General features: G+C 41.5%; 26 protein-coding genes and 1 pseudogene. 6 read left to right on the top strand and 21 right to left on the bottom strand.

Annotated features, from left to right (window positions below):
* The first annotated feature begins 183 nt into the window (after nt 1-183).
* On the top strand, nt 184-1,815 hold the full coding sequence (locus N8O43_RS07980; RefSeq protein ID WP_049524778.1) for a Na/Pi cotransporter family protein: 1,632 nt from the start codon (nt 184-186) through the stop codon (nt 1,813-1,815).
* 94 nt (nt 1,816-1,909) lie between these two features.
* Here N8O43_RS07980 and N8O43_RS07975 read toward each other — a convergent pair whose 3' ends face one another.
* Together N8O43_RS07975 and pepA are read right to left on the bottom strand one after the other, a co-directional pair.
* Nucleotides 1,910-2,206: a bacteriocin immunity family protein gene (locus N8O43_RS07975; RefSeq protein WP_004260989.1), complete on the bottom strand. Its 297-nt coding sequence runs from the start codon at nt 2,204-2,206 to the stop codon at nt 1,910-1,912.
* 19 nt (nt 2,207-2,225) lie between these two features.
* A complete protein-coding gene (pepA, locus tag N8O43_RS07970; RefSeq protein ID WP_000209170.1) occupies nt 2,226-3,290 on the bottom strand; it encodes a glutamyl aminopeptidase in 1,065 nt (354 codons plus the stop codon).
* Between the two features lie 294 nt (nt 3,291-3,584).
* Between pepA and galE the strand changes: the two genes are divergently transcribed.
* From galE to N8O43_RS07945, 5 genes are all read left to right on the top strand, one after another.
* Nucleotides 3,585-4,583, top strand: coding sequence for a UDP-glucose 4-epimerase GalE (galE, locus tag N8O43_RS07965; protein WP_261009283.1), 999 nt, complete (start codon nt 3,585-3,587; stop codon nt 4,581-4,583).
* A 143-nt stretch (nt 4,584-4,726) separates the two neighbouring features.
* Nucleotides 4,727-5,686, top strand: coding sequence for an ABC transporter permease (locus N8O43_RS07960; protein ID WP_261009284.1), 960 nt, complete (start codon nt 4,727-4,729; stop codon nt 5,684-5,686).
* Nucleotides 5,676-6,632 (top strand): iron chelate uptake ABC transporter family permease subunit, encoded by a 957-nt coding sequence (locus N8O43_RS07955; protein ID WP_261030255.1) that lies wholly within the window; start codon nt 5,676-5,678, stop codon nt 6,630-6,632. Before N8O43_RS07960 ends, N8O43_RS07955 begins: the two co-directional genes overlap by 11 nt.
* The gene (locus N8O43_RS07950) at nt 6,629-7,381 is read left to right on the top strand and encodes an iron ABC transporter ATP-binding protein (RefSeq protein WP_261089993.1); all 753 of its coding nucleotides are present in this window, start codon (nt 6,629-6,631) and stop codon (nt 7,379-7,381) included. The genes N8O43_RS07955 and N8O43_RS07950 overlap by 4 nt, the downstream gene beginning before the upstream one ends.
* Before the next feature lie 95 nt (nt 7,382-7,476).
* Nucleotides 7,477-8,448: a siderophore ABC transporter substrate-binding protein gene (locus N8O43_RS07945; RefSeq protein WP_261089994.1), complete on the top strand. Its 972-nt coding sequence runs from the start codon at nt 7,477-7,479 to the stop codon at nt 8,446-8,448.
* 111 nt (nt 8,449-8,559) lie between these two features.
* Here N8O43_RS07945 and yidD read toward each other — a convergent pair whose 3' ends face one another.
* From yidD to N8O43_RS07850, 19 genes and pseudogenes are all read right to left on the bottom strand, one after another.
* A complete protein-coding gene (yidD, locus tag N8O43_RS07940; protein ID WP_261074108.1) occupies nt 8,560-8,802 on the bottom strand; it encodes a membrane protein insertion efficiency factor YidD in 243 nt (80 codons plus the stop codon).
* Nucleotides 8,802-9,524, bottom strand: coding sequence for a pseudouridine synthase (locus N8O43_RS07935; RefSeq protein WP_001222230.1), 723 nt, complete (start codon nt 9,522-9,524; stop codon nt 8,802-8,804). Before N8O43_RS07935 ends, yidD begins: the two co-directional genes overlap by 1 nt.
* Entirely contained in the window at nt 9,511-10,080 is a 570-nt protein-coding gene (scpB, locus tag N8O43_RS07930; protein WP_000105303.1) for an SMC-Scp complex subunit ScpB, read from the bottom strand. The genes N8O43_RS07935 and scpB overlap by 14 nt, the downstream gene beginning before the upstream one ends.
* A gap of 18 nt (nt 10,081-10,098) precedes the next feature.
* Entirely contained in the window at nt 10,099-10,827 is a 729-nt protein-coding gene (locus N8O43_RS07925; RefSeq protein ID WP_084887514.1) for a segregation/condensation protein A, read from the bottom strand.
* Nucleotides 10,827-11,561 (bottom strand): site-specific tyrosine recombinase XerD, encoded by a 735-nt coding sequence (gene xerD, locus N8O43_RS07920; RefSeq protein ID WP_314726019.1) that lies wholly within the window; start codon nt 11,559-11,561, stop codon nt 10,827-10,829. Before xerD ends, N8O43_RS07925 begins: the two co-directional genes overlap by 1 nt.
* Nucleotides 11,558-12,019, bottom strand: coding sequence for a cyclic-di-AMP-binding protein CbpB (gene cbpB / locus N8O43_RS07915; protein WP_000560720.1), 462 nt, complete (start codon nt 12,017-12,019; stop codon nt 11,558-11,560). The genes xerD and cbpB overlap by 4 nt, the downstream gene beginning before the upstream one ends.
* On the bottom strand, nt 12,016-12,537 hold the full coding sequence (locus N8O43_RS07910) for a metallophosphoesterase (protein WP_261089998.1): 522 nt from the start codon (nt 12,535-12,537) through the stop codon (nt 12,016-12,018). The genes cbpB and N8O43_RS07910 overlap by 4 nt, the downstream gene beginning before the upstream one ends.
* Entirely contained in the window at nt 12,513-13,484 is a 972-nt protein-coding gene (locus N8O43_RS07905) for a nucleoside-triphosphate diphosphatase (RefSeq protein WP_125454630.1), read from the bottom strand. Before N8O43_RS07905 ends, N8O43_RS07910 begins: the two co-directional genes overlap by 25 nt.
* A complete protein-coding gene (gene racE, locus N8O43_RS07900; protein ID WP_049543738.1) occupies nt 13,481-14,275 on the bottom strand; it encodes a glutamate racemase in 795 nt (264 codons plus the stop codon). The genes N8O43_RS07905 and racE overlap by 4 nt, the downstream gene beginning before the upstream one ends.
* A gap of 203 nt (nt 14,276-14,478) precedes the next feature.
* Nucleotides 14,479-14,727, bottom strand: a complete 249-nt coding sequence (locus tag N8O43_RS07895) for a YneF family protein (RefSeq protein WP_061750577.1) — start codon at nt 14,725-14,727, stop codon at nt 14,479-14,481.
* 141 nt (nt 14,728-14,868) lie between these two features.
* Nucleotides 14,869-15,456, bottom strand: a pseudogene (locus N8O43_RS07890) (alpha-amylase family glycosyl hydrolase); the annotation flags it as partial.
* Between the two features lie 69 nt (nt 15,457-15,525).
* Nucleotides 15,526-16,329 carry an ABC transporter ATP-binding protein gene (locus N8O43_RS07885; RefSeq protein ID WP_000157661.1) on the bottom strand — a complete coding sequence of 268 codons (804 nt, stop codon included), beginning with the start codon at nt 16,327-16,329 and terminating at the stop codon, nt 15,526-15,528.
* 12 nt (nt 16,330-16,341) lie between these two features.
* The gene (locus N8O43_RS07880) at nt 16,342-17,235 is read right to left on the bottom strand and encodes an ABC transporter permease (RefSeq protein ID WP_060627153.1); all 894 of its coding nucleotides are present in this window, start codon (nt 17,233-17,235) and stop codon (nt 16,342-16,344) included.
* Nucleotides 17,236-17,246: 11 nt separating this feature from the next.
* Nucleotides 17,247-18,224, bottom strand: coding sequence for an ABC transporter substrate-binding protein (locus N8O43_RS07875; RefSeq protein ID WP_060627154.1), 978 nt, complete (start codon nt 18,222-18,224; stop codon nt 17,247-17,249).
* A gap of 452 nt (nt 18,225-18,676) precedes the next feature.
* Nucleotides 18,677-19,603, bottom strand: coding sequence for an ATP-binding cassette domain-containing protein (locus tag N8O43_RS07870; protein ID WP_049523558.1), 927 nt, complete (start codon nt 19,601-19,603; stop codon nt 18,677-18,679).
* A 10-nt stretch (nt 19,604-19,613) separates the two neighbouring features.
* On the bottom strand, nt 19,614-20,681 hold the full coding sequence (locus N8O43_RS07865; RefSeq protein WP_042900320.1) for an ABC transporter ATP-binding protein: 1,068 nt from the start codon (nt 20,679-20,681) through the stop codon (nt 19,614-19,616).
* Between the two features lie 8 nt (nt 20,682-20,689).
* Nucleotides 20,690-21,616, bottom strand: a complete 927-nt coding sequence (gene oppC / locus N8O43_RS07860) for an oligopeptide ABC transporter permease OppC (RefSeq protein WP_000103691.1) — start codon at nt 21,614-21,616, stop codon at nt 20,690-20,692.
* A complete protein-coding gene (locus N8O43_RS07855; RefSeq protein WP_261223719.1) occupies nt 21,616-23,112 on the bottom strand; it encodes an ABC transporter permease in 1,497 nt (498 codons plus the stop codon). Before N8O43_RS07855 ends, oppC begins: the two co-directional genes overlap by 1 nt.
* 66 nt (nt 23,113-23,178) lie before the next feature.
* The gene (locus N8O43_RS07850) at nt 23,179-25,158 is read right to left on the bottom strand and encodes a peptide ABC transporter substrate-binding protein (RefSeq protein ID WP_020902007.1); all 1,980 of its coding nucleotides are present in this window, start codon (nt 25,156-25,158) and stop codon (nt 23,179-23,181) included.
* Nucleotides 25,159-25,222 lie beyond the last annotated feature (64 nt).

Raw genomic sequence — 25,222 nt, 5'->3', positions numbered from 1 at the left:
TATAAGGAAAGATTTCACAAGATTTTTCGATATTTAATCTTCATGCCATGTTAGAGTGTATTATTTTTACTTTTTCTCACGAATTTTCTTTCTAAAATCTTAGCTTAACACTTGTTAGATTTACTTTTATCCTTTAAAATAGAATAGGAGAAATTCCGTTATTATTTTTCGGAGGAAAAAGAAATGTCCATTAATTGGCAGGAAATTTTATTTCACTTTTTAGGTGGTCTGGGACTATTCTTATATAGTATCAAGACCATGGGAGACGGTTTGCAACAAGCTGCTGGAGATCGCCTTCGTTTTTACATTGACAAATATACCAGCAATCCGTTCTTCGGTGTGCTAGTTGGTATCGGTATGACGGCGCTAATTCAGTCAAGTTCTGGTGTCACAGTCATTACAGTGGGGCTAGTCAGCGCAGGACTTTTGACCTTACGTCAAGCTATCGGTATTGTCATGGGTGCCAATATTGGAACTACCGTTACATCCTTTATCATCGGTTTTAAGCTAGGAGATTACGCCTTACCAATGCTTTTCATCGGAGCGATTTGTCTCTTCTTCACCAAGAATCGCTCTATCAATAACATCGGACGTATCATTTTTGGTGTAGGTGGTATCTTCTTCGCTCTCAATCTTATGAGCGGTGCAATGGAACCTCTAAAAGACCTGCAAGTCTTTAGAGACTATATGGTTGAACTAAGTAAGAGTCCTATTCTAGGTGTCTTTGTCGGAACTGGACTAACCCTACTCATTCAAGCTTCTTCCGCAACTATCGGTATCCTACAGAATCTTTACGCAAGTGGTTTGATTGATCTACAAGGTGCCCTACCAGTCTTGTTTGGTGATAATATCGGAACGACCATTACAGCTATTATTGCTTCTCTTGGAGCCAATATCGCTGCCAAACGTGTTGCTGGTGCCCATGTCGCCTTTAACGTGATTGGTACGGTTATCTGTATTGTCTTCCTTGTACCTTTCACTGGCTTGATTCAATGGTTTGAATCTACACTCAATCTGGCTCCAGAAATGACCATTGCCTTCGCCCACGGAACCTTTAATATCACAAATACTATTATCCAATTTCCCTTCATTGGTGCCTTGGCCTACTTTGTAACCAAGCTCATCCCTGGTGAAGATGAAGTTGTGAAGTACGAGCCACTTTATCTTGATGAGCATTTGATTAAACAAGCTCCATCAATAGCTCTTGGAAATGCGAAGAAAGAACTCCTTCACTTAGGAAATTATGCTTCTAAAGCCTTTGACCTTTCATACAACTATATTATTGACCTTAATGAAAAGGTTGCTGAAAAAGGCCACAAGACAGAAGAAGCCATCAATACCATTGATGAAAAATTGACTCGTTACCTGATTACTCTTTCAAGCGAAGCCCTTAGCCAGAAAGAAAGTGAAGTGCTCACCAACATTCTTGATTCATCCCGTGATTTGGAACGGATTGGGGACCACGCAGAAGCCCTAATCAACCTGACTGACTACCTTCAACGTAAAAATGTTGAGTTCTCTGAAGCTGCTTTGCAGGAATTGGCTGATATCTATCAAAAAACCACTGACTTTATCAAAGATGCCCTTGATAGTGTAGAAAACAATGATATTGAAAAAGCTCAAAGTCTGATTGAACGCCATAAAGAAATCAACAATATGGAACGTGTTCTCAGAAAGACCCACATCAAACGCCTCAACAAAGGCGAGTGTTCAACACAAGCTGGGGTCAACTTTATCGACATCATTTCCCACTACACTCGAGTATCTGATCACGCTATGAATCTAGCTGAAAAGGTCATCGCTGAACAAATCTAAGATCCAAGAAGCTATCCTAAATGGGATGGCTTTTCTTCTCCTAATCAAGAATTGCTTTTCTAGCATATAGAAAATGCTTTGATCCACAATGGAATCAAAGCATTTTAAAGAGCTCCCCATACATAAGCGCAGAAGCTGCAGTTCCCCTGTACTTGGCTTCTTCTCTTTTGATAAAGCGAGCCAAGTTGAGCAACTCAGGTGCCGGATGTTTGGGATTTAGGAGCAATTCACGATTGACCAGGCCTGAGAGACGAACTGCCAGCAATTGCTCATTTGTAGTAGGCAGTTTTTTAGCAGTCTCTAGGAGAGCAGCAACTAAATCTTCACTCAAATCATGTCGAGCATGATTGTAAAGATCTTTTACAAGGCTTTCTAGGTTTGGTTCTACCATCCCTACCACCTCCTTAAGTTTAATAATTTTTAATCAAATCAACCGTTGAACGATCCAATTTTTTCACCAAGGCTTGTAAGAAAGCTTGAGCTTCTAGGAAGTCATCCATAGCGTAGAGGGTTTGGTGAGAGTGGATATAACGAGCGCAGACACCGATAGTTGTAGATGGGACACCACCATTTTTCAGATGAGCTGCGCCAGCGTCTGTTCCACCTTTACCACAGTAGTATTGGTACTTGATACCAGCTTCTTCAGCCGTTGTCAAAAGGAAATCCTTCATACCTGGGAGAAGCAAGTGACCTGGATCGTAGAAACGAATCAAGGTTCCATCCCCAATCTTGCCTTGACCGCCATAAACATCACCTGCTGGTGAGCAATCAACTGCTAGGAAGACTTCTGGATCAAACTTGGTTGTAGATGTATGAGCACCGCGGAGACCAACTTCTTCTTGGACGTTAGAACCCAGATAGAGTTCATTGCCAAGTTTTTGACCTGACAGGGCTTCTGCTAGCTCACTTACCATAAGAACACCGTAGCGGTTATCCCAAGCTTTTGAAATGATATTTTTTTCATTGGCTGTCAAGATTGCAGAACTATCTGGTACGATGGTGTCGCCAGGACGGATGCCAAAACTTTCTGCCTCAGCCTTGTCCGCAAAACCACCATCAAAGACGATATCTGCAATAGCAGGCATGGTTGGTCCGCCCTTTCCACGAGTCAAATGTGGAGGGACAGAACCCGAAATCACAGGAATTTCACGACCGTCACGAGTCAGGAGTTTGAAACGTTGGCTGCTGACTACCATAGGATTCCAACCACCAATTTCAACCACACGAAAAGTACCATCTGGCTTGATTTCGCTAACCATAAAACCAACTTCATCCATATGAGAAGCGACCAAGACGCGCGGCGCATCTGCAGCTTCTGAATGTTTAATTCCGAAAATACCACCCAAGCCATCTGTCACCACTTCATCCACGTGCGGTGTCAACTTTTCACGAAGATAAGCACGGACAGGTGCTTCATGACCTGAGATCGCAGCAAGTTCTGTTACTTCTTTGATTTTTGAAAATAATGTTGTCATTTCATTTCCTTCTTTCTTTCATCCATTTTACCACTTTTTATAGGAGAAGGATAGCGGGAAGGTGGATTTCTAAATTAGTATCTTAGTCCTGCTCTATCTTAGAAAAAGATTATATTTTCTTGCATGTGATGTGAAATCTAAGAACTATTCCAAGATTAACCAAACTATTAATTTCCAAACAAAAAACAATTCAATGCTATATTTGTTTAGTTTTTTCATGAAATCTGCAGAAAATAGTTGACTTTGCATTCTTATTTCTTTAAAATAGTACAAAACTAGGAAAAGGAAAAAATCATGACCAAAACAATTCTTGTTACAGGTGGGGCTGGCTACATTGGCTCCCATACCGTTAAAGCTCTTTTAAATGCTGGCTATCAGGTACATGTTCTAGATAATCTCTCTACAGGAAATCGAACGGCTGTAGATAGTCGTGCTAGCTTTAAACAACTGGATGTTTATGATGCTAGCGCCTTAAAAACTTACTTAGAAGAAAATCAGATTGATGCTGTTCTCCATTGTGCAGGTGAGATTGTTGTGAGCGAAAGTATTGAAAATCCAAGTAAATACTTCACTGCCAATGTTGCTGGTATGAACCAAGTTCTCAAAGTCTTGTCTGAAGTTGGTATTCAAAAAATCATGTTCTCTTCGACTGCTTCCCTCTATGGTAATAACTGTATTGACAATCCTGCAACTGAAGATACCCTGCTCGACCCTGTCAACCCTTATGCTGAGACAAAACTGATGGGTGAACGAATGATTTACTGGATGGCCAATCGCTACGATTGGAAATATGTCATTTTCCGTTACTTTAATGTTGCTGGGGCTGAAATGGATGCTTCAAATGGTCTGCGTGTAAAAAATCCAACTCATATCATTCCCAATATCAACAAAACCGCATTGGGACAAAATGATAGCCTGAAAATATTTGGAGATGACTACGATACACGTGACGGTTCATGTATTCGAGATTACATTCATGTCTTGGATCTTGCACAGGCTCATGTTAAAGGAATGAACTACCTATTTCAAGAAGACAGTTCTTCTCAAATCTTTAACTTAGGAACTGAAAAAGGCTATACCGTCAAAGAAATCTTTAAAACTGCTGAAGAATTACTGAATCAAAAAATACCACACGAAATTGTTGCTCGACGTGCTGGTGACCCAGCCAGCGTCCTAGCAGACGCATCAAAAGCTAAAAAATATCTTGATTGGAAGGCTAGCTACTCCCTCGAAGATATTATTTTATCAGATTATCGTTGGCGTGTTAAAGAAGGCAAAAACATTTTAGAATAGGAAAACAGAGGAGAAGGTCCTGGTACTCTCTCCTTGTTTTATTCATTAAATTGTCAGAAAATTTATTGACAGATTAAAGAAATCGTGTTACAGTAATATCCGCAGGTATCTTTCGGTACCAAATCTACATGAAAGGACGGGGTATGAAACTTTCTCATTATTTAATTGGCTTACTTCTAGTCCTAGTCTTTCTCTCTATTAGCATTGGGACCAGTGATTTTTCATGGGGAAAACTCTTTTCTCTGGATCATGAAACTTGGCTTCTCTTTCAAGAGTCCCGTCTCCCAAGAACCATCAGTATTCTCCTGACGGCCTCTAGTATGAGTATGGCAGGACTTCTCATGCAGACTATCACTCAAAATCAGTTTGCTGCTCCGAGTACAGTTGGAACCACTGAAGCCGCCAAACTGGGAATGGTATTGAGCCTCTTTGTCTTTCCGTCGGCTAGTCTGACTCAAAAGATGCTCTTCGCTTTTGTTTCATCCATCGTATTCACCCTCTTCTTCCTAGCCTTTATGACTATTTTCTCTGTAAAGGAAAGGTGGATGTTGCCTCTGATTGGAATCATCTATAGCGGGATTATCGGTTCTGTGACAGAAGTTATCGCCTATCGTTTCAATCTGGTTCAGAGTATGACTGCCTGGACCCAGGGCTCCTTCTCCATGATTCAGACCCATCAGTATGAGTGGCTCTTCTTAGGCCTCATCATCCTGATAGCCGTTTGGAAATTATCCCAAACCTTCACCATCATGAATCTGGGCAAAGAAACCAGTGAGAGTTTAGGGATTTCTTACTCCCTACTTGAAAAACTAGCTCTCTTTCTGGTGGCACTAACGACTAGTGTCACCATGATTACCGTGGGTGGCTTGCCATTTCTCGGGGTCATCGTTCCCAATCTTGTTCGCAAGCACTATGGAGATAATCTAAGTCAGACCAAACTCATCGTAGCACTGGTCGGTGCCAATCTAGTTCTGGCCTGCGACATCCTATCCCGAGTTCTGATTCGGCCCTATGAGCTGTCTGTCAGTCTTCTACTAGGAATCATCGGTAGCCTCGTCTTTATCCTACTTCTCTGGAGAGGGGGACGAAAAGATGCAGTTTAAAAGCAAACATACCAAGCTCTTCTGGTTTCTTATTATTCTTACCGTCGGAGCTTGTCTTCTCTACTTTTGGCCCATCACTCACTTGTCAGCCTTTGCTTGGAAGTTGCGTTCCCAAAAGATCATCGTTTATCTCTTGGTAGCCATCGCGACAGGGATTTCGACCATTAGTTTTCAAACCCTGACGGAAAATCGTTTCCTGACACCAAGTATTTTGGGAATCGAATCCTTCTACGTCCTACTACAAACTCTGCTACTGGTTTTTGAAAATAAGTTTCTTCAACTTGGCAAGTCTCCTATCTTAGAATTCCTAATCTTACTTCTCGTCCAATCCCTCTTCTTTCTTGCCTTACAAGGCTACTTGAAGATACTGATGAAGCAAGATTTGGTCTTCATCCTTCTGATCTGTCTAGCCCTCGGAAGTCTCTTTCGAAATATCAGTACCTTCCTTCAGGTCCTGATGGATCCAAACGAATACGATAAACTGCAAAACAGCCTTTTTGCTTCCTTTCAGCATCTCAATACTTCCATCCTAGCCATCGGCTCTCTGATTATCCTTGCTTTGACAATCTTTTTCTTTCGGAAAGCAGTCATTCTGGATGTCTTGCATCTGCAAAGAGAAACGGCTCAGATATTGGGACTCGATGTTGAAAAAGAACAGAAAGAACTCCTCTGGGGCATCGTGCTTTTGACCTCAACGGCTACTGCCTTGGTAGGGCCTATGGCCTTCTTCGGTTTTATGCTAGTCAACCTCACCTACCTAATTGTCAAAGACTATCGGCACAAGTTGCTCTTTATCGTGACCATTCTGGTCGGATTTATCAGTTTGACCTTGGGGCAGGCCCTGATTGAACGAGTATTTGCTCTGGAAATTCGCATCAGTATGATCATCGAGAGTGTGGGTGGCTTCTTATTCTTTATCTTACTTTATAGGAGGGCGCGTCGGTGAAACTGGAAAACATTGACAAATCCATTCAAAAACAGGATATTTTGCAAGGTATTACGCTTGAAGTCAGTCCTCAGAAACTGACAGCCTTTATTGGCCCCAATGGTGCCGGAAAATCGACTCTCCTCTCCATCATGAGCAGATTGACCAAGAAAGATCAGGGAATTCTCAGTATCAAAGGCCGTGAAATCGAGAGCTGGAATTCGCAAGAACTGGCTCAAGAACTGACTATCCTAAAGCAGAAAATCAATTACCAAGCCAAATTGACTGTTGAAGAACTGGTCAGTTTTGGACGTTTTCCCTACAGTCGAGGTCGACTGAGAGCAGAAGACTGGGAAAAAATCCGAGAAACTCTGGACTATTTAGAACTGACCAACTTAAAAAACCGCTACATCGATAGCCTGTCTGGGGGACAACTCCAGCGGGTCTTTATCGCTATGGTACTGGCCCAGGATACAGACTTTATCTTGCTGGACGAACCACTCAACAATCTCGATATCAAGCAAAGCGTCAGCATGATGCAGATTCTTCGGAGACTAGTGGAAGAACTCGGTAAGACCATTATCATCGTCCTCCACGATATCAACATGGCTAGTCAGTATGCAGATGAAATTGTCGCCTTCAAGGACGGCCAAGTCTTTAGCAAGGGAACGACATGTCAAATCATGCAGGCTGACCTGCTCAGTCAACTCTATGAGATTCCCATCACGCTAGCTGATATCAATGGCAAAAAGATCTGTATCTATAGCTAGTAACATAGAAGCTCAAGTTAGAGAACCTTCAGTCTCTTAGTCAATAAGACCAAGAGACTCCCTAAATCGTTATCACATTTTAAAAAGGAGAAATCATGAAAACATCCCTTAAACTTTATTTCACTGCCCTAGCGGCCAGCTTCTTGCTTCTACTTGGTGCATGCAGTACAAATACAAACTCAAGTACTAGCCAGTCGGAAACAAACAGCTCTGCTCCAACAGAAGTAATCATTAAAAGCTCACTAGACGAGGTCAAACTGTCAAAAGTTCCTGAGAAAATCGTTGTCTTCGACCTCGGTGCTGCAGATACTATTCGCGCTTTAGGTTTTGAAAAGAATATCGTTGGAATGCCTACAAAAACTGTTCCGACTTATCTCAAAGACCTAGCTGGAAAAGTTAACAATGTTGGTTCTATGGTTGAGCCAGACCTAGAAGCCATTGCTGCTCTTGAACCAGATTTGATTATCGCTTCACCACGTACCCAAAAATTCGTAGATAAATTCAAAGAAATCGCTCCGACTGTTCTCTTCCAAGCAAGCAAGGACGACTACTGGACTTCTACCAAGGCTAATATCGAATCCTTAGCAAGTGCCTTTGGTGAAACTGGTACACAGAAAACCAAGGAAGAATTGGCCAAGCTAGACAAGAGCATCCAAGAAGTCGCTACTAAAAATGAAAGCTCTGACAAAAAAGCCCTTGCTATCCTCCTCAACGAAGGAAAAATGGCTGCCTTTGGTGCCCAATCTCGTTTCTCTTTCTTGTATCAAACTTTGAAATTCAAGCCAACTGATACTCAATTTGAAGATTCTCGCCACGGACAAGAAGTCAGCTTTGAAAGTGTCAAAGAAATCAATCCTGACATCCTCTTTGTCATCAACCGCACCCTTGCCATCGGTGGGGACAACTCTAGCAACGACGGTGTCCTAGAAAATGCCCTTATCGCTGAAACACCTGCCGCTAAAAATGGTAAGATTATCCAACTAACACCAGATCTCTGGTATCTAAGCGGAGGCGGACTTGAATCAACCAAACTCATGATTGAAGACGCACAAAAAGCCTTGAAATAAGCTGCTTCAAACTCAACTAACATCTTTACATGATAAAACGCATCCTATCAAGCTCACTCAAACCTGATAGGATGCATTTTTATCATTTCACTAAAATATTTTTACCTAGCCTCATTTTTCTTCTTGATTCCGTTTAAGGGAAAAATGGTCTGGGACGGGGTCCTTACCTGTTTTCGACCAGGGATGGCAACGTAAAATCCGAGTCAAGCCCATCAAAACACCCTTGAAGGCATGTTTTTCAATAGCCTGAATCATGTAGTTGGAACAAGTCGGCTCAAAGCGACAAGATGGGGGAAAGACTGGTGAGATAAACCGTTGGTAAAAGCGCACAGGCGCTATTAAAATTCGTTTCATTATTTCTTGGTTACAGCCATGGTGTGTAGTTGGCTGATTTCTTTTTTATTAAGACGACGGGATTCTCCTGGACGGAGTCCTGTCAAGTCTAGATGTCCAAAACGGGTCCGTGACAACTTGTCCACTTGAAGACCGACAGCTTCAAACATCTTTTTAACCTGGTGGTTACGCCCTTCATGGATAGTCAACTGCACCACAGAGCGGTTTTTGACTGGGTCCACTTTGAGAATCTCATAGACAGCAGGCTTGGTTTTCTTGCCATCAATCTCAAGACCACGCGTCAAAGGGCGGAGGTTTTCTTTGTTGGCCACACCTTTAACACGCGCAACATAAACCTTGTCAATCTCATTACGCGGGTGAATCATCTCGTCTGTAAAGTCCCCATCATTGGTCAAAATTAAGACTCCTGATGTATCCCAGTCCAAACGACCTACAGGGTAGATGCGCTCCTTCACGTTGGGCAAGAGGTCGACAACCGTCTTGCGGCCCTTGTCATCTGTCACACTGGAAATGACACCGCGTGGTTTGTTAAGCAGATAATAGACCTTCTCTTCGTTGTAGATAGGCTGACCTTCAACTTCGACCTTATCACCTGACTTAATGGTCGTTGCGAGTTCACGCACCACTTGGCCGTTGACCGTCACCAAGCCTTGCTTGATCAACTCTTCTGCTTTTCTCCTACTGGCCACACCTGCGTGGGCAATATACTTATTGATTCTCATCTTCTTCTATCCTTTCACCAAATAATTGGCTTTCTTGGGCTTGAATCTCAAGCTCATCAATCACTGGTAATTCTTCCAAATGATTTATCCCCATGTAATCTAGGAAATAATCTGTAGTCACATAGAGGTTGGGACGACCCAACACTTCTTTTTTCCCGTCTTCTCGTATCAAATCAAATGCCTGCAACTTTGCCAAGGCCCCACTCGAGTTGACCCCACGGATGGCATCAATCTCTATCCGTGTGATGGGCTGTTTGTAAGCAATGATGGACAAGGTCTCAAGGGCAGCCCGAGATAAACTCTGGTTGATAGGTGCCTTAGAGTATTCCTTCAAAATCTCTGCAAATTGAGGCTTGGTCACCAATCTATAAGCGCCCCCTGTCTCAATCAGAGCCAAACTGGAATCTGGATCCTTTTCATACTTCTGGGCTAATTTTTCTAAACTCTGTTGGATGCCTGTCGGTGGCAGAGAGAGGAGTTCAGCTAACTGGCGGACTCTAATCCCATCTTCACCCGCTACAAACAAGAGCGCTTCTATTTTTGCTAAAGTACTCATCTTTCCTCTCTATCAAGTCTAGCTTTGGGCCACTTGACTTTCTTCCTTCTTTTCCATGAGATAAATATCTCCGAAACTTTCCTCTTGCACAAGAATCAGCTCCTGGGTTTTGATTAACTCTAGGGTTGCCAAAAAGAGGGTGATGACCTCTTGGACATTCTGGGCTTCCTTAAACAAATCCTGCAAGCGCAATTGATCTCGTCCAGTCAAGGACTCTTTCACGATAACCATCATGTCCTCAATCTTATACTCATCCCGCAAGATAGTCGTGTGATTCTGTGCAAACTCCTCTTTTTTCTTGGATAGGATATTTGAAAAAGCCAAAAAGAGGTCAATGGTCGTCTTGTCATGCACAAGCTCCGCATCTTCGTAAATCAACTCTGTCGGCGCTTTGGAATAATACTGGGCCCGATCTTGGTGCTTGGCTTCCAAGTGCTCCCCCAAGAGCTTGAACTTGCGGTATTCTTCGATTTGAGAGAGAAGATCCTGCTCCAGGTCATCCTCCAAGTCTGTCACTTCTGCTACCTTTGGAAGGAGTTTGCGACTCTTAATCAGCATGAGCTGACTAGCCATAACCATATACTCACCCGTCACTTCCAGACGCATGGCCTGCAGGGTTGAAACATAGGCTAGATACTGTTCAATGACTTCTGTGATAGGAACATCGTAGATATCCATCTGGTACTTAGAAACCAGGTGCAAGAGCAAGTCCAGGGGCCCTTCAAAATCTTTTAATTTAATATCCATTATCTATATTTTTCTAAGGTCAGGACTGTTTTTAATCCTAATTTTTTTGCAATTTCGTACAAATCGACCTTGTTTTCTATTTGTCTTAGAATGAACTGTTCACGTAAGGCTTGAGCTGATAATGATGGAAAACCTTTCTCCTTGACAAAAGATTCTAGCTGACGGAAGGCCCACTGACGAGAATAGGCTTTCCCTGCCCTTTCAAAAAGATAGGTCTGCCCCATCAAGGGCTCCAATTCTGAAAGCAAGAGCGTGGGAATGGTGACAATCCTCTGTTGAGAAGCCTTCTTGATTCTCAACACCTGAAAATCCAGATTGATATCCACAACCTTAAGGGCTAAAATCTCACTCGGCAAGAGCCCTATTTCCAAGATCAGGAGAGCTAGTAACCGTCCCTCTGGATAGTCGCTTTCCTGCCAAAAAGAGTCTAGGTCTAGAATCTCTGGCTTTTCGGTCTTCTTTTCAGCTTGTTTAGCTAATTCTAAGCGGTAAAAGCTATCCACTTCTCCTTTTTGATAGAGAAAGTAGAGAAATTGGTTACAGGCCGAAATCTTTCGCTTCTGGGCGCTGATTTTTAGATTGGCTAGCTGGGCTTGGTAAATCTTGAGACTAGTCTCCGAAATCCGCTCGCCCACGACGTCTAAAAATTGCTCCAAATCATACTTATAGGACTGCTTGGAATTGGCAGACAGACCCTGCTTTTCCTCTAAAAAGGCTGAAATCCTGTCTCTCATTTGCATCGAATCTCATATTCCTTACTAAAGTCATGCAAGAGGGCATTCACTGCCTTGAGGATAGACTTGCGCGTGATAATCCCTTGGAAAATACCAGACGCATCCACAACCGGCAAGAAGGACTCATCTACCAGCTTGTGCAAGACCTCCGTAATGGTAAAATCAGGCGAGACGACCGCTACGTCCGTTCTCGTCATATGAACGATATCCGTATCTGCCATGATTTCTTGACTCAAATCATGCTCCATCTGATAAGCCATAATATCTCTGAGCCCAATAGTTCCAACAAAGTGTTTTTCATCTGTCACAACAGGAACACGGGTATAGGTCATCTGACTGAGCAAGAGGGTCGCGTGATCTGCATTGTGGGTATCAATCAACACGGCCAGATTTTTAGCAGGAGTCAAAAAAGTTTCTTCTTGCCCCAACAAGAAAGTCTCAAACTCCTTGGCAATCATCGGCTAAACTCCTTGGACAAGCCCGGATACACCTCATGAGCTCGTGTCAAAAAGTCGACTTTGAAGTAACTATCATCAATCTCCACACGAGCATAGAGACATTCTCTGATGCTCCCACGCGGTTGACTGATAGAACCTGGATTTAGAAAAAGAGTCTTTCCTTCCATCCAAGCGTTTGGTACATGCAAGTGACCATAGAGACAGATATCGGCCTCTTCTTCCTGAGCCCAGTAGTCCAACTTTTGAAAGTTGAAATTGATGTCAAACAAGTGACCATGGGTTTGGATAATCTTGGTCGAACCAAGCTCAGTCACCAAACGTTCTGGGTAACCTCCATAGAAGTCCATATTCCCTTTAACAACACGGATGCCTTCCCAAAGGGGAGAATCAGGACGCAGTTCAGAATCGCCGTTATGAAAAACGGCGTCAACTTTGCCCACATAGCGATCACGGATTTCTTCCACAATCAAGCTATCGCCATGAGAATCGCTCATTACAATGATGGTTTGCTTTGCCATGATGGAAATACCTCCAAAAGTTTCTTAACGGCTAAGGCACGGTGAGATTGACTATTTTTTTCTTCAAGGGTTAATTCAGCTGAGGACTTGCCTGTCTCTCCTACAAGGAAGAGAGGGTCATAGCCGAAGCCATTTTCACCCTTAGGTTCAAAGTTAATGTAGCCTGGCCAGTCAGCTTCAACAACCAAACTTTCCTTGTTTGGACTGGCTACGACTAGGGTTGTATGGAATTGAGCCGAGCGGTCCTTGAGTTCAAAGACCATGGCCAATTCGTGCAAGAGTTTGGCATTGTTTTCACGGTCAGTAGCTCCCACACCTGCGAAACGAGCTGACCAGACACCTGGCAAGCCACCAAGGACATCAACTTTAAGTCCAGAATCATCTGCCAGAACCATCTTGCCTGTTAATTGAGAAATAGTTTCTGCCTTGAGACGGGCATTTTCTTCGAAGGTCATGCCTGTTTCTGCTACTTCAGGCAAGTCAGGATAGTCATTAAGATTTTCCACATCGTAGCCTAGCTTGTCAAATATAGCTCGGAATTCCTTGGTCTTGCCTTCGTTACGAGTCGCAATCAATAAGGTTTCTCTGACCTTGCTTGTCTCAAAGAAATCATGAACATTGACCCCTTCTTTAGGCAATGCTACATGCAGGAGTTGCGCATTTTCAATCAAGAGAAAAGCTCCCTGACGTTGGATGACTTCCAGATTTCGTCCCATTTCTTGGTTGAGGATATCTACCACAAAAGACAATAAACGGTAGAGAGAACCATAGCGTAAAACAATCACAGAAATAGGAAAACCTTGTTCCTCATCTCGAAATCTTTGGGCAAACTCAAATAGAGGAAAATCCAAGTCTTCATCAGTCAATGTCCGGACACCACCAAAAATACTATATGAGCCGACATACCAGTCCTGGTCATCCTTGTATTCATAAATTTTATTTGTCATAATTCTACATGCTCCACATGAATCTCTTTTTCAAGCCATTCTTCACCAATTTGTGCAAAACTTTGGCTGCTGGCTGTTGTGTAAAAACGGTGATTAAGTGGTCCAGCATCGCGACCACGATTGATTTCAAAATAATTGAGTAAGACTGAGATGTCTCGTACGCACTCTGCCCCACTATCGATGAGCTGAACCTTGGGCCCCATGACATTTTGAATAATAGGTCTGAGGAGTGGATAGTGGGTACAGCCCAAAATCAGGCTATCCACCTTTCCAACCAAGGGACGCAGGGTTTCATAGACCACTTTCTTGGTGACACTGGTTGACAGGGCGCCAGACTCAACCAAAGGGGCAAACTTGGGACAAGCCAAACTCTCCACCTGTAAATCCGGATCCAGATCGTTAATTTTCTGACGATAGATGTCTGATTGTACCGTCATGGGCGTTCCAATGACTCCGATTTTCCCACCTTGGCTGGACTTGATGGCTGCCGAAGCTCCTGGCAAAATCACACCTAGGACGGGAATGTCTAGTTGAGCCTTAATTTCTTCCCAGACGACCGCAGTCGCAGTGTTACAAGCAATGACAATCATTTTGACATCCTTGGTCAAGAGAAAGTTGACCAACTGCCAAGTATATTCACGAATTTGCTCAGCAGGACGGGGACCATAGGGCGCCCGCGCCGAATCTCCAATATAGACGATTTCTTCATGGGGAAGCTGGCGCATGAGCTCGCGCACAACGGTCAAGCCCCCGACACCCGAATCCAAAAAACCAATTGGTCGATTATCCATACAGTCTTCTTTCTAGTCTTTTTTCTGATTGATAGTTCATTATGATTACCGTTCCTTATGAACTGAATAATGACAGCCTAATCAACAACTATCTCTCTTAATCATAATCAAATATCAATAGAATGCAAGGAAAAAGTCTCATCCCTAAACCCTTAGCCAACATAGTGAGAAGTCTGGAACTTTCATCCCAGACTTTTCCTTATTTATTTTTTCTTTTTATTGTTAGCAAGGACTGCCTTTTGTTGGCGGATGATTTGGTGGTAAACTTGTTGTACCTTGGCTTCGCTTGGTTTTTGACCATTTGCACTCAAAAGAGTACGAACTGCTTCAGCATTCAAACGTGGGTTATCAGCGAATTCTTTTTCAATTTGCTTACGAACCAAGTACATTCCTCCAAGAGCTCCTCCTAGAAAAGCTAGCACAATCAATACAATTGCTAAAAGTAAATCCATCATTTTTCTCCTGTTTCTTTTTGAGTCTCTTTCATTATACCACAAAATAGCCACCCTGACCAGTTTGTTTTACGCTTTCAGAGATGGAATAGACAGCAAAAAGAACCCTGCTTTTATGCGAAAGAGGGCTCCTTACTAAGTTTAATTTACATAGATAGCCAGTGTCTGGTAAGGTTTGAGTAGAATTTTTTCAGACACTTCTGCATCTTCATAGTTTGAAAGCAAAATCTGTCTATTTTGGTAGGCTGCGGGTAAATCGATTTCCACTTCTGTGGCATAAAAATTATTGAGTACTAGTAACTTTTGATCCTCATACTGGCGTTCAAAAGTATAGACTTGTTTGCTATCTTCAAAGACTGGTTTGTAACTTCCTTCTGATATGATAGGCATTTCTTTACGAAGTCGAATCAAGTCTTGGTAGAAGGTGAAAATCGGGCCTTGGATTTCATTTTCTACATTGATGTGAGGGTAGGATTTTCCTGCCTTGAGCCAAGGTGTGCCTACTGTAAATCCTGCATTTTCCGAAGAATCCCACTGCATGGGAATTCGTGAATTATCACGCGACTTAGCCTGAATAATCAGGAAGGCTTCTTCCTGACTCTTCCCTTCCTCTAAGAGCATCTGATAAGCATTGATCGATTCGACATCCACATAATCAGCCATCGAATCATAGTCTGGGTCAATCATCCCGATTTCCTCCCCCATATAAATATAAGGTGTTCCACGAGAATTTCTATTTGTAGATTTTGCAAAACGTAAGAAATAAAAGACTGAGACACTAGATCTCAGCCTTTTTCTTTATCCCAAAACCAATTCATCACTGACTAGACTTTGACCACTATTTTTCTGGAAGAGATGCATGAGATCTTCAACTGTCAGATGCTTTTTCTCCTCTCCCTTGACATCCACCACTATCTTGCCTTGATAGAGCATAATGAGACGATTTCCGTACTCAATCGCATGGTTCATATCGTGGGTAATCATCAAAGTCGTCAACTGATGGTGTTCCACAATCTTTTGCGTCAAATCCATCACCATTTGACTAGTTTTCGGGTCAAGTGCCGCAGTATGTTCATCCAAAAGCAAAAGTTTGGGTTTTACCAGAGCTGCCATGACTAGGGTCAAGGCCTGTCTTTGTCCTCCTGAGAGATATTGAGTATCTACTTTCAAGCGGTTTTCAAGGCCAATATTCAACTCTTTCAAGGCCTCTTGGAACTGGATCCTATCCTTCTCCTTTACGCCCCAGCCAAGCCCTCTCTTCTGCCCACGTCTTAAGGCAATAGCCATATTCTCCTCAATCGTCAAACGAGAAGCTGTTCCCATCTTAGGATCTTGAAAAACACGGGCAATATCCTTGGCTCTCTTTCTGACACTCAGATTTTTAATGGATTTGCCTGCCAATAAAAGGTCCCCTTCGTCCACCGATAGATTGCCAGCCAAGATATTCATCAAAGTGGATTTGCCTGCCCCATTTCCACCAATCACAGAGATAAAATCTCCCTCTTCAACCTCTAAATCTAATCCTTTGAGGACATGGTTCTCATTGACCGTCCCTGCTTCAAATGTTTTGTGAATATTTTCAAGTGTTAACAAACTTGCCATAACTTTCTCCTCCTATTCATTTCTCAATTTCAGACCACGAATCTTTAATCTCTTTTGCAATTCTGGTGCAAATAAAACTAAGGCTAACAAGATTGCATTAAAGAGACGAACTAGGTTTTGATCTAGATTTGGAATTTCATAGATATTTAAAATAATCAAACGGTAAACAATAGCACCGATTCCGATGGATAATAAGCGACTTCCAATGGTCAAGTCGTGTATCAAAACTTCCGCAATAATAACTGCACTCAAACCAACAACAATGGTTCCTGTCCCAGAAGTCACATCTGAAAATCCATCATTTTGGGCAAACAAGGAACCACATAAGGCAATCAAGCCGTTTGAAATCATGTAACCAACAATCTTCATGGTGTCTACATTAACCCCATTGGCCTCACTCATCGGAATATTGTCCCCAGTCGAACGCAAGACCAAGCCAATCTCTGTCTTCATCAAAAGAGTCAAGACCAAACAAACAAGTAAGAGACAGGCCAAACTAAGTGAGAAAACAGCTTCTTCAGTTGTCAGCCCCAAGCTCGCCAATTGTTTAAAGACGGTTGCAGAATCTCCCAAGGAAAGATTAGGCACGCTTCCCATGATTTTAATATTGATTGAATAAAGCCCTGTCAAGGTCACAATACCTGTCAAGAGAGCTGGAATTTTCATCTTGGTGTGGAGCATTCCTGATACTAGACCTGCTACCATACCTGCAAACAAAGCAAGTAAAGTCGCAATCCAAGGATTTGTCCCTGCCTGTATCTGAGATACGACGACAGCAGCCCCCAGTGGAAAGGCTCCTTCAGCAGTCATATCCGCAATATCCAAAATACGGAAAGTCAAGTAGACCCCAATCGCCATAATCGACCACAACAAACCTTCTGATAAACTAGATAATACAAAATTCATCTCAAACCTCCTTATTCCTTGCCTTCTAACTTACTAATATCAATTCCCAATGCATCTGCCATTTCTTGATTGGTATGCAATTCCAGTTTTTCAGGCAACTCAACTGCTATATTTTCTGGTTTCTCACCTTTTAAGACACGAATCAACATGCGGGCTGTCTGCCGTCCCAATTCTTCATAATTGGTACCGTAGTTATACAAACCACCAACCGCAATCATTTCCGTTGAGCCACCGAATACTGGAACCTTGTGTTTAATAGAAACCTGCTTAACTGTTTCCATGGTTGACGAAATGATATTGTCCGTTGGTACAAAAACCATATCCACTTCTGCCATCAAACTCTCTGCTGCCGCCTTGACATTGTTACTGTCCAAGATTGTTTTTTCAACAACGGTAAAGCCTTTTTCTTCCAGAAGTCGCTTAGCTTCATCCTTTTGGACAACTGAGTTTGGCTCGCTCTGAGTATAGAGGATTCCAATTGTTTTAGCTTTTGGCAACACTTTCTTTATCAAATTGATTTGGGTTGAGATAGCATCTGATGACTGATCACTTGTTCCAGTTACATTTCCCCCCGGATGTTCTCTTGACTCAACCAACTTGGCACTGACAGGATCTGTTACAGCTGAAAAGATAACCGGTGTCGTTTGTGTTGTATTAGCCAAGCTCTGAGCAGAAGGCGTTGCGATGGCTAGAACGACATCACTAGATTCTGCTAGTTGCTGGGAAATCGTTTTTAGATTTCTTTGTTCTCCCTGTGCATTTTGCAAATCAATCTCGATATTTTTCCCCTCAATATAGCCTTGCTTGGCCAGCTCATCCACAAAACCTTCTCTAGTAGCGTCTAGGGACTGGTGGGTAATAAACTGCGAAATACCGATACGAAACACATCTTTTTTCTTATCTGCCTTCAACTGATGCAAACTAATCAGAGAGGTCAAGAGGATCCCCACTACCAAGAGGGGTGCTAGTAATTTTCGAACAACTTTCATAATGAAACTCCTTCTCAGAAAAGATAAAACAAAAAACCGCCTAGATACTATCTAAACGGATGCTTGAAATAATCTAACAAGTTACAACTTAGCTAGTCCATTTAGATATTCATCTATATGGACCACAATTAAAAATCTTAGCCACATAGATACAAACAAATTGCTTGAACTGTTTGCATCCATGGTGACATGTCTACAAACACTATCTAAAGTAGCTAAAGTAAAAGTTTTGATTCATAATTACAGCTTGTCTCTTATTCATTTCTTTTTCTGCTTTCTTTTTTGATGTTTCCTATCTTACCACCTTTTTCATCACCTGTCAAGAATATTTCAGAATTTTTTAAAATTTTTCGAAAATTCTTTCAAGGAGCTTTCAAAGACTTTCAAATCAGTCCAACAAAAAAAGGTTTATAATTTCCATAAAAGTTGACATGGAAATTATAAAACCATTATTAGTTTAACCCTTGTTGGTAACGCGCCAATTCGGCTTGGTTAGCCCAAACATAGTGACCTGGACGGATTTCTACCATAGATGGCTTATCTGTCTCATAATCATGTTGATCTGGATCATATACTTTCAAGACCTTCTTACGTTCCAAGATTGGGTCTGGAATTGGTACAGCTGAAAGCAAGGCCTGAGTATATGGGTGAATTGGATTATTAAACAATTCTTCTGTTTCTGCAACCTCTACAATAACACCCTTATAAATAACTGCGATACGATCTGAAATAAAGCGAACAACCGACAAGTCATGGGCGATGAAGAGATAGGTCAAACCAAGTTCTTTTTGGAATTTTTTGAGCAAGTTCAAGACTTGAGCACGCACAGAAACGTCCAAGGCTGAAATGGGCTCATCCGCAATAACAAAGTCTGGTTGCATGACCAAGGCACGGGCAATACCGATACGTTGACGTTGACCACCTGAGAATTCATGAGGGTAACGAGTCAAGTGCTCAGCAAGAAGCCCCACTTCACGAATAATATTTTTAACTTTCTCTTTACGTTCTTCTTCATCCTTGAACAGATGATGATTGTAAAGACCTTCTGAAATAATATAATCAACAGTCGCACGTTCATTCAAACTTGCGGCAGGGTCTTGAAAAATCATCTGGATACGACGAATCAATTCTGCAGCTTGTTCACGCGATTTCTTACCATTAATCTTTTGACCTTCAAAAATGATATCTCCATTACTTGTATCATTGAGACCGATGATAGCACGACCAATAGTTGTTTTCCCACTACCTGACTCACCTACAAGCGAGAAAGTTTCTCCCTTGTTGATAAAGAAGTTAGCATTTTTAACCGCGACAAACTTCTTACTTCCTTCACCGAAGGAAATTTCTAAATCTTTGATTTCTACTAATTTTTCAGACATTTCCTTCCTCCTAGTCAGCCAGATGGGCAAATCCCATTTTATCACGGATCTTATCGTGAAGATTTGCAATCACAGCTGGTTTTTCTACTTTTGGAGCATCCTCATGAAGTAGCCAAGTTTTAGCCCAATGTGTCTCTGATACTGAGAATTGAGGAGCTTTTTGTTCAAAGTCAATCTGCATTGCATAGTCAGAACGCAAGGCAAAGGCATCCCCTTTCAGGTCAGTATAAAGTGACGGAGGTGTTCCTGGGATTGAGTAAAGTTCCCCTTTATCATCAGCAAGCTGAGGCAAGCTAGACAAGAGACTCCATGTATATGGATGGCGAGGGTCATAGAAGACTTCCTCAACAGTTCCATACTCAACGATTTCTCCCGCATACATAACTGCTACCTTATCCGCAATACTTGCTACCACACCAAGGTCATGGGTGATAAAGATTGTTGTGAAATGGTACTCGTTTTGTAAAGATTTTAGCAAATCAATAATCTGTGCTTGGATGGTTACATCCAAGGCAGTTGTTGGCTCATCACAGATCAAGACATCAGGTCGGCAGGCAAGGGCAATAGCAATAACGATACGTTGACGCATCCCTCCAGAATATTGGAATGGGTATTCATCAAAACGTCTATCTGCATCTGGAATCCCAACCTTATTCATGTAGTCAATCGCCAATTCTTTCGCTTCTTTAGCTGTTTTGCCTTGGTGTTTTACAATAACTTCTGTAATCTGACTACCAATTGTTTTAATTGGGTCCAAACTAGTCATTGGATCTTGGAAGATAGTCGCAATCTTAGCACCACGAATTTGTTCCCAATCCTTGTGAGAAGACAAGGCTGTCAAGTCCTGACCACGGTAGTCAATACTTCCTTGGGCAATGCGACCATTTTCTTCAAGCATACCTGTGAAAGTCTTTGTCAAAACAGATTTCCCTGATCCTGACTCACCTACCAAGGCTAATACTTCTCCTTCAACTAGTTCAAGGGAAACGCCGCGAATGGCTGTCAATACTTTGTCACGAACGTCAAATTCCACGACAATATCGCGAGCAGTCAAAATTACATTTTTTTCTTTTGTCATTTCTACTCCTATCTATGTGTACGTGGATCACTAGCATCCGCTAAGTTTTGACCAACTACGAAAAGGGATAAGGATACCAAGACAAGAGTTGTCAATGGAATCCAGAACAAGTAAGCATTGGTTGTTACGTTTTGTGAATAATCCGAAATCAAACGACCCAAACTTGGCACGGTAATCGGTAATCCAAGACCGAAGAATGACAAGAAGGCTTCGTATGAGATAAAGCTTGGAAGCATTTGAGTCATGGTTGTCACAATAACAGATACCAATTGAGGCATGATATTTTTGGCAACAATCTTCAAGGTTGGTGTTCCCAAAGTACGTGATGCCAAGTTGTATTCCAAGTCACGATAGCGCAAGATTTGCACACGGATCATGAAGGCAATCCCAATCCATGTTGTTACACTCATTGCAAAAATCAGATTCCAGAATCCAGCTCCGATTGAGTAAGTCAAGACAATGACAATCAAAAGAGATGGGATGTTTGAGATGACGTTATAAACTTCCATCATCACACGGTCTACTGATTTCGAAATTCCCCAAATACCACCGACAAAGACACCGATAACCAAGTTAATCACTGTCGCAATCACAGAAATGAGGATAGAGTTACGAGCTCCGAACCAAACACCGTCAAAGAGCGATTTACCGTTACTGTCAGTACCGAACCAATGCTCAGCATTTGGCTTAATATAACGAGCACTAAAATCGTTCACTTTGCTGACATCATTGAAATCAAACTTAGAAAACATTGGGTAGATGAAACTCATCAAAATGATAGCTACCAAGATTCCCAACATGACTACAGTTGATTTCTTCTTCATAAATTGTCTAAACACTGAACCCCAGTATGAATAAGCTGGCGCATCAATGGCTTCAGAGGCAAAATCGTCACGTTTTACAAACTGAAATTTTTCTTTATCGATTGTAGACATTATTTGCCTCCTTTCTCAGTCAATTTAATACGTGGGTCAATAATAGTCATCCAAATATCTCCCAAAAGAAGTGAGAAGATAGAAATACATGTAAAGATGAAGACAAGACCAACGACCATAGAGTTATTAGATGCTTTTACAGAGTCAATCAACATTTTACCCATACCTGGGAAGGCGAAGACTGTTTCAGTAAGGGTTGCACCACCGATAACCCCGATAACAGCACCAGGAATTCCTGAAACTAGCGGAACCATGGCATTTTTAAAGATGTGTTTGTTTGAAATTTCTTTTTCAGACAAACCTTTTGCACGAGCAAAACGAACAAAGTCCTGTGATTGCAAGTCAATCATGTAACGACGAATCCAAATAGCTGTACCAGGAGCACCCAATAAACCAAGGATAACTGCTGGTAAAACATACGAACGCCAATCTCCAGCACCCAAAATAGGGAATGAATCTGGAAGACCAATTGATGATCCAATCAAACGAACAATGTAAACCAAAGCAATGGTTAGAAGGGCCATCAAGAAGGTCAAAAACCCTGTTGAGAAGCTATCAATCCAAGTATTCTTGAAGCGAGCCATAGCTGAACCAAGTGGCACGGCAATCGCATAAGAAATCACCAAACCGATCAATCCAACAACAGCAGAGCTGGCAATCATTGAAGGATATTGGTAGTTACTTTCTGTAGCTGTATAAGGATCATCTTTTCCGTAGTTTGCTACTTCACGAGAATCAGCCTGACTAGGTGATTTATAGGTTCTTGAGTAAATATTTACAGAAGAAGTTTTCTTACCTGTTGGGAACTGAACTTGAGATGTTTTTGTTTGTCCTTGTCCTTGAGTAATAACCTGTAAAACAGGGCTATTAGCATAGGTTGGATAAGAGTCACCTAAATTGATGTTCACAAAGTTTTGATGCACAAATGGGAACTGACTGTTGAAGTACAAGAGATATTTGTGTTTAGTACCTGAACCGACCAATGACCATCCGATAGCTGGATCGTTTTCAAAACGAAGATAACGTTTCAAGTCTGGATTTTCAGGGTCTTGAATTTTATTTGTATGGTCAATATCAATCAAGTTAGCATAGAAGTGAAAAACACGTTCAAAAATTGGGATTTCACGAGTAGCGTAGAATTGGCCACTTTCAGTAAATTCTCCCAAGGTCCAACCATGACCGATTTGTTTGATGTATTTTTCATAGATAGCCTTGTTGGTGTCATTAGCTTCAACTGTTACAGAGGCATCCATCTGGCTGGCTTTTTCTTGCAATTCCTTGGTATCGTAGTACTCGATATAGCCCATACGCTCATAAACAGTGTTCTCATAGTTATCACGCTTATCAGCAGTTGTCGCAATCTTGTTATAGTTGGTATCCTGTTTGAAAATCAATTTTCGAGGAACCATTGTATAGATAATCGTGTAAGTCAAGGTTGTTACTAAGAAGATAGAAACCAATGACCGCAAGACACGCATAAAAATATATTTCTTCATATCGTTTCCTTTTTAAATCCCAAAAGAACCTTCTCCTCATGGAGAGAAAGTTCCCTTGAGAGTTATTTATTTAACGTGTTTAGTCAATTCTTTTTGAACTTTTTCGTTTGATTCTTTTTTCTCTTTAATCCATTTCTCACGAGCTTGTTCATAATCAGCCTTTGTTACAACTTTGTCTTGTAACTGAATATATTTGAAGTAGAGATTTGAACCTTTGTCTCCAGATTGGCTATAAGAAGCTGAGAATGGTACAACACGAGAAATGAATGGTGCAGCACCACTAGAAGACATAGCTGGTAAGAAGAGTGAACTGTCTGTCAACCAAGCTTGAGCAGCAGCATATTTTTCATAACGTTTGTTAAGATCACTTGTTTCTTTTCCAGCTTCATCAAGCAATTTATCGTAATCTTTCACACCAACTTTAGCTGCAGCTGCATTTGATGGGTCATCATACCCCATATAAGTTTTCGTTTGCTCACTATTAGTTGATTTAAGGATATCAAGGTAAGTTGATGGATCTTCATAGTCAGGATTCCATCCAACCGCACCTGAAAGATCCCAATCCTCAGCTGCCGCATTAGCAGCATAATAAGTCGCATTAAAGAATTCATCTTTAGAAATTTGTTGAATATCGATGACAACATTTTCTTCGCCTAAAACTTTTTCAACTGATTGTTTGAACGACTGAATCCGTGCGACAAAGTTTTTAGAGGTTTGGTCTACTGGAACATCCAAGTGGATAGGGAATTTCACACCTTCTGCTTCCAGAGCAGTTTTAGCTTTAGCAAATTCTGCTTTAGCTTTGTCAGCGTTAAAGAGACCGTCTTGACCATCAGCAAAGTTTACATCTTTCCACTCATCTCCATAAGTCTTAACTTTTTCAGCAACCAAGTCACCGAAAGTTTTTTCGCCTGCAGTCACAAAGTCTGGTTTCACAAATAAATTACGAACTGCGAGAGGAGCACCTTCTTTACCGTTAACTTGAGCAGAATAACCTGTACGGTCAAAGGCAAAGTTCAAGGCTTGGCGGAAGTCTTTGTTAAGAAGAGCTTTCTTAGTAGATGTTTTCTCTTCATCTGTCGTTTTAGATGTATATTTGTAATTTTGTCGATCGATATTTACACCTAAACCTCCAATACCAGCTCCTGACGGAGTGTAGAAAATATTATCCTTGTATGACTCCTCTACCTTTGAGAAGTTTGAACTTGTTGGGTAAAGACGAGCAAAACTATAAGCTCCACTTGTAAAGTTACGCTCAAGTGATTCTTGGTCCGAACCATCAAAATATGCAAGTGTTGCTGTATCTAAATGAACATTCTCTTTATCCCAGTACTGCTCGTTCTTAGCAAATTCGATAGAAGATTTAGCAGTCAAACCTTTAAGCAAGAAAGGTCCATTATATAGCAATGATGTAGGATCTGTCGCTTTAGCAAAATCAGAGCCTTTTGATTTTTCAAATTCTTCGTTTAATGGCCAGAAAATTGAATAAACCATCTTAGAGTTCCAGTAAGGTTCTGGTTGGTTCAAAGTATACTCAAGAGTATAGTCATCAACCGCTTTAACACCTACTGTAGAGAAATCTTTTGAATTCCCAGCCAAATAATCAGATAAACCTTTAACAGAAGTTTCAGCTAGATATAGAGCTTCTGATTTCTTATCTGCCGCATGTTTCAATCCATTCACGAAGTCTTTAGCAGTCACTTCGGCATATTCTTCACCATCGGATGTCATCCATTTGACACCTTTACGAATTTTGTAGGTATATGTCAATCCATCTTTTGATACAGACCAGTCTTCTGCAACCGCAGGAGTCAAATTCCCGTATTTGTCATTTGTGAAGAGGCCATCAATCCCGTTTGAAGTAGCCACTTTCGTACTCTCTTTTCCAGAAATAATATAATCTAATGTTTCTGGGTCAGCCGAATAGACATAGCCATAGGTTTTTGGAGCTGTCGAATCAGATGATTTTGAATTCCCACAAGCTACTAACACACCTGTTGCCAATAAAGCAACTCCTGCTGCAACAAAGACTCTACTTTTTTTCATTTATTTACTCCTCTGATAAAGTATAGGTTATCATCAATTATACCATAGATTTCAAGAAAAGTAA

The sequence above is a fragment of the Streptococcus mitis genome, assembly GCF_946190335.1.
Classification (GTDB): Bacteria; Bacillota; Bacilli; order Lactobacillales; family Streptococcaceae; genus Streptococcus; species Streptococcus mitis_CH.
Note: the sequence above shows the minus strand (reverse complement) of the source record. Positions and strands in the feature narration are given on the sequence as shown.

Coding starts and splice junctions, on each gene's coding strand:
- oppC (WP_000103691.1), bottom strand. CDS start 21,616: ATGTCTACAATCGATAAAGAAAAATTTCAGTTTGTAAAACGTGACGAT.
- pepA (WP_000209170.1), bottom strand. CDS start 3,290: ATGACAACATTATTTTCAAAAATCAAAGAAGTAACAGAACTTGCTGCG.
- N8O43_RS07875 (WP_060627154.1), bottom strand. CDS start 18,224: ATGAAAGTTGTTCGAAAATTACTAGCACCCCTCTTGGTAGTGGGGATC.
- N8O43_RS07955 (WP_261030255.1), top strand. CDS start 5,676: ATGCAGTTTAAAAGCAAACATACCAAGCTCTTCTGGTTTCTTATTATT.
- N8O43_RS07885 (WP_000157661.1), bottom strand. CDS start 16,329: ATGGCAAGTTTGTTAACACTTGAAAATATTCACAAAACATTTGAAGCA.
- N8O43_RS07975 (WP_004260989.1), bottom strand. CDS start 2,206: ATGGTAGAACCAAACCTAGAAAGCCTTGTAAAAGATCTTTACAATCAT.
- cbpB (WP_000560720.1), bottom strand. CDS start 12,019: ATGATTGCCAAGGAGTTTGAGACTTTCTTGTTGGGGCAAGAAGAAACT.
- N8O43_RS07980 (WP_049524778.1), top strand. CDS start 184: ATGTCCATTAATTGGCAGGAAATTTTATTTCACTTTTTAGGTGGTCTG.
- N8O43_RS07925 (WP_084887514.1), bottom strand. CDS start 10,827: ATGGATATTAAATTAAAAGATTTTGAAGGGCCCCTGGACTTGCTCTTG.
- N8O43_RS07935 (WP_001222230.1), bottom strand. CDS start 9,524: ATGAGAATCAATAAGTATATTGCCCACGCAGGTGTGGCCAGTAGGAGA.
- xerD (WP_314726019.1), bottom strand. CDS start 11,561: ATGAGAGACAGGATTTCAGCCTTTTTAGAGGAAAAGCAGGGTCTGTCT.
- N8O43_RS07850 (WP_020902007.1), bottom strand. CDS start 25,158: ATGAAAAAAAGTAGAGTCTTTGTTGCAGCAGGAGTTGCTTTATTGGCA.
- scpB (WP_000105303.1), bottom strand. CDS start 10,080: ATGAGTACTTTAGCAAAAATAGAAGCGCTCTTGTTTGTAGCGGGTGAA.
- N8O43_RS07905 (WP_125454630.1), bottom strand. CDS start 13,484: ATGACAAATAAAATTTATGAATACAAGGATGACCAGGACTGGTATGTC.
- N8O43_RS07960 (WP_261009284.1), top strand. CDS start 4,727: ATGAAACTTTCTCATTATTTAATTGGCTTACTTCTAGTCCTAGTCTTT.
- galE (WP_261009283.1), top strand. CDS start 3,585: ATGACCAAAACAATTCTTGTTACAGGTGGGGCTGGCTACATTGGCTCC.
- N8O43_RS07910 (WP_261089998.1), bottom strand. CDS start 12,537: ATGGCAAAGCAAACCATCATTGTAATGAGCGATTCTCATGGCGATAGC.
- N8O43_RS07855 (WP_261223719.1), bottom strand. CDS start 23,112: ATGAAGAAATATATTTTTATGCGTGTCTTGCGGTCATTGGTTTCTATC.
- N8O43_RS07895 (WP_061750577.1), bottom strand. CDS start 14,727: ATGGATTTACTTTTAGCAATTGTATTGATTGTGCTAGCTTTTCTAGGA.
- N8O43_RS07880 (WP_060627153.1), bottom strand. CDS start 17,235: ATGAATTTTGTATTATCTAGTTTATCAGAAGGTTTGTTGTGGTCGATT.
- N8O43_RS07945 (WP_261089994.1), top strand. CDS start 7,477: ATGAAAACATCCCTTAAACTTTATTTCACTGCCCTAGCGGCCAGCTTC.
- yidD (WP_261074108.1), bottom strand. CDS start 8,802: ATGAAACGAATTTTAATAGCGCCTGTGCGCTTTTACCAACGGTTTATC.
- racE (WP_049543738.1), bottom strand. CDS start 14,275: ATGGATAATCGACCAATTGGTTTTTTGGATTCGGGTGTCGGGGGCTTG.
- N8O43_RS07865 (WP_042900320.1), bottom strand. CDS start 20,681: ATGACAAAAGAAAAAAATGTAATTTTGACTGCTCGCGATATTGTCGTG.
- N8O43_RS07870 (WP_049523558.1), bottom strand. CDS start 19,603: ATGTCTGAAAAATTAGTAGAAATCAAAGATTTAGAAATTTCCTTCGGT.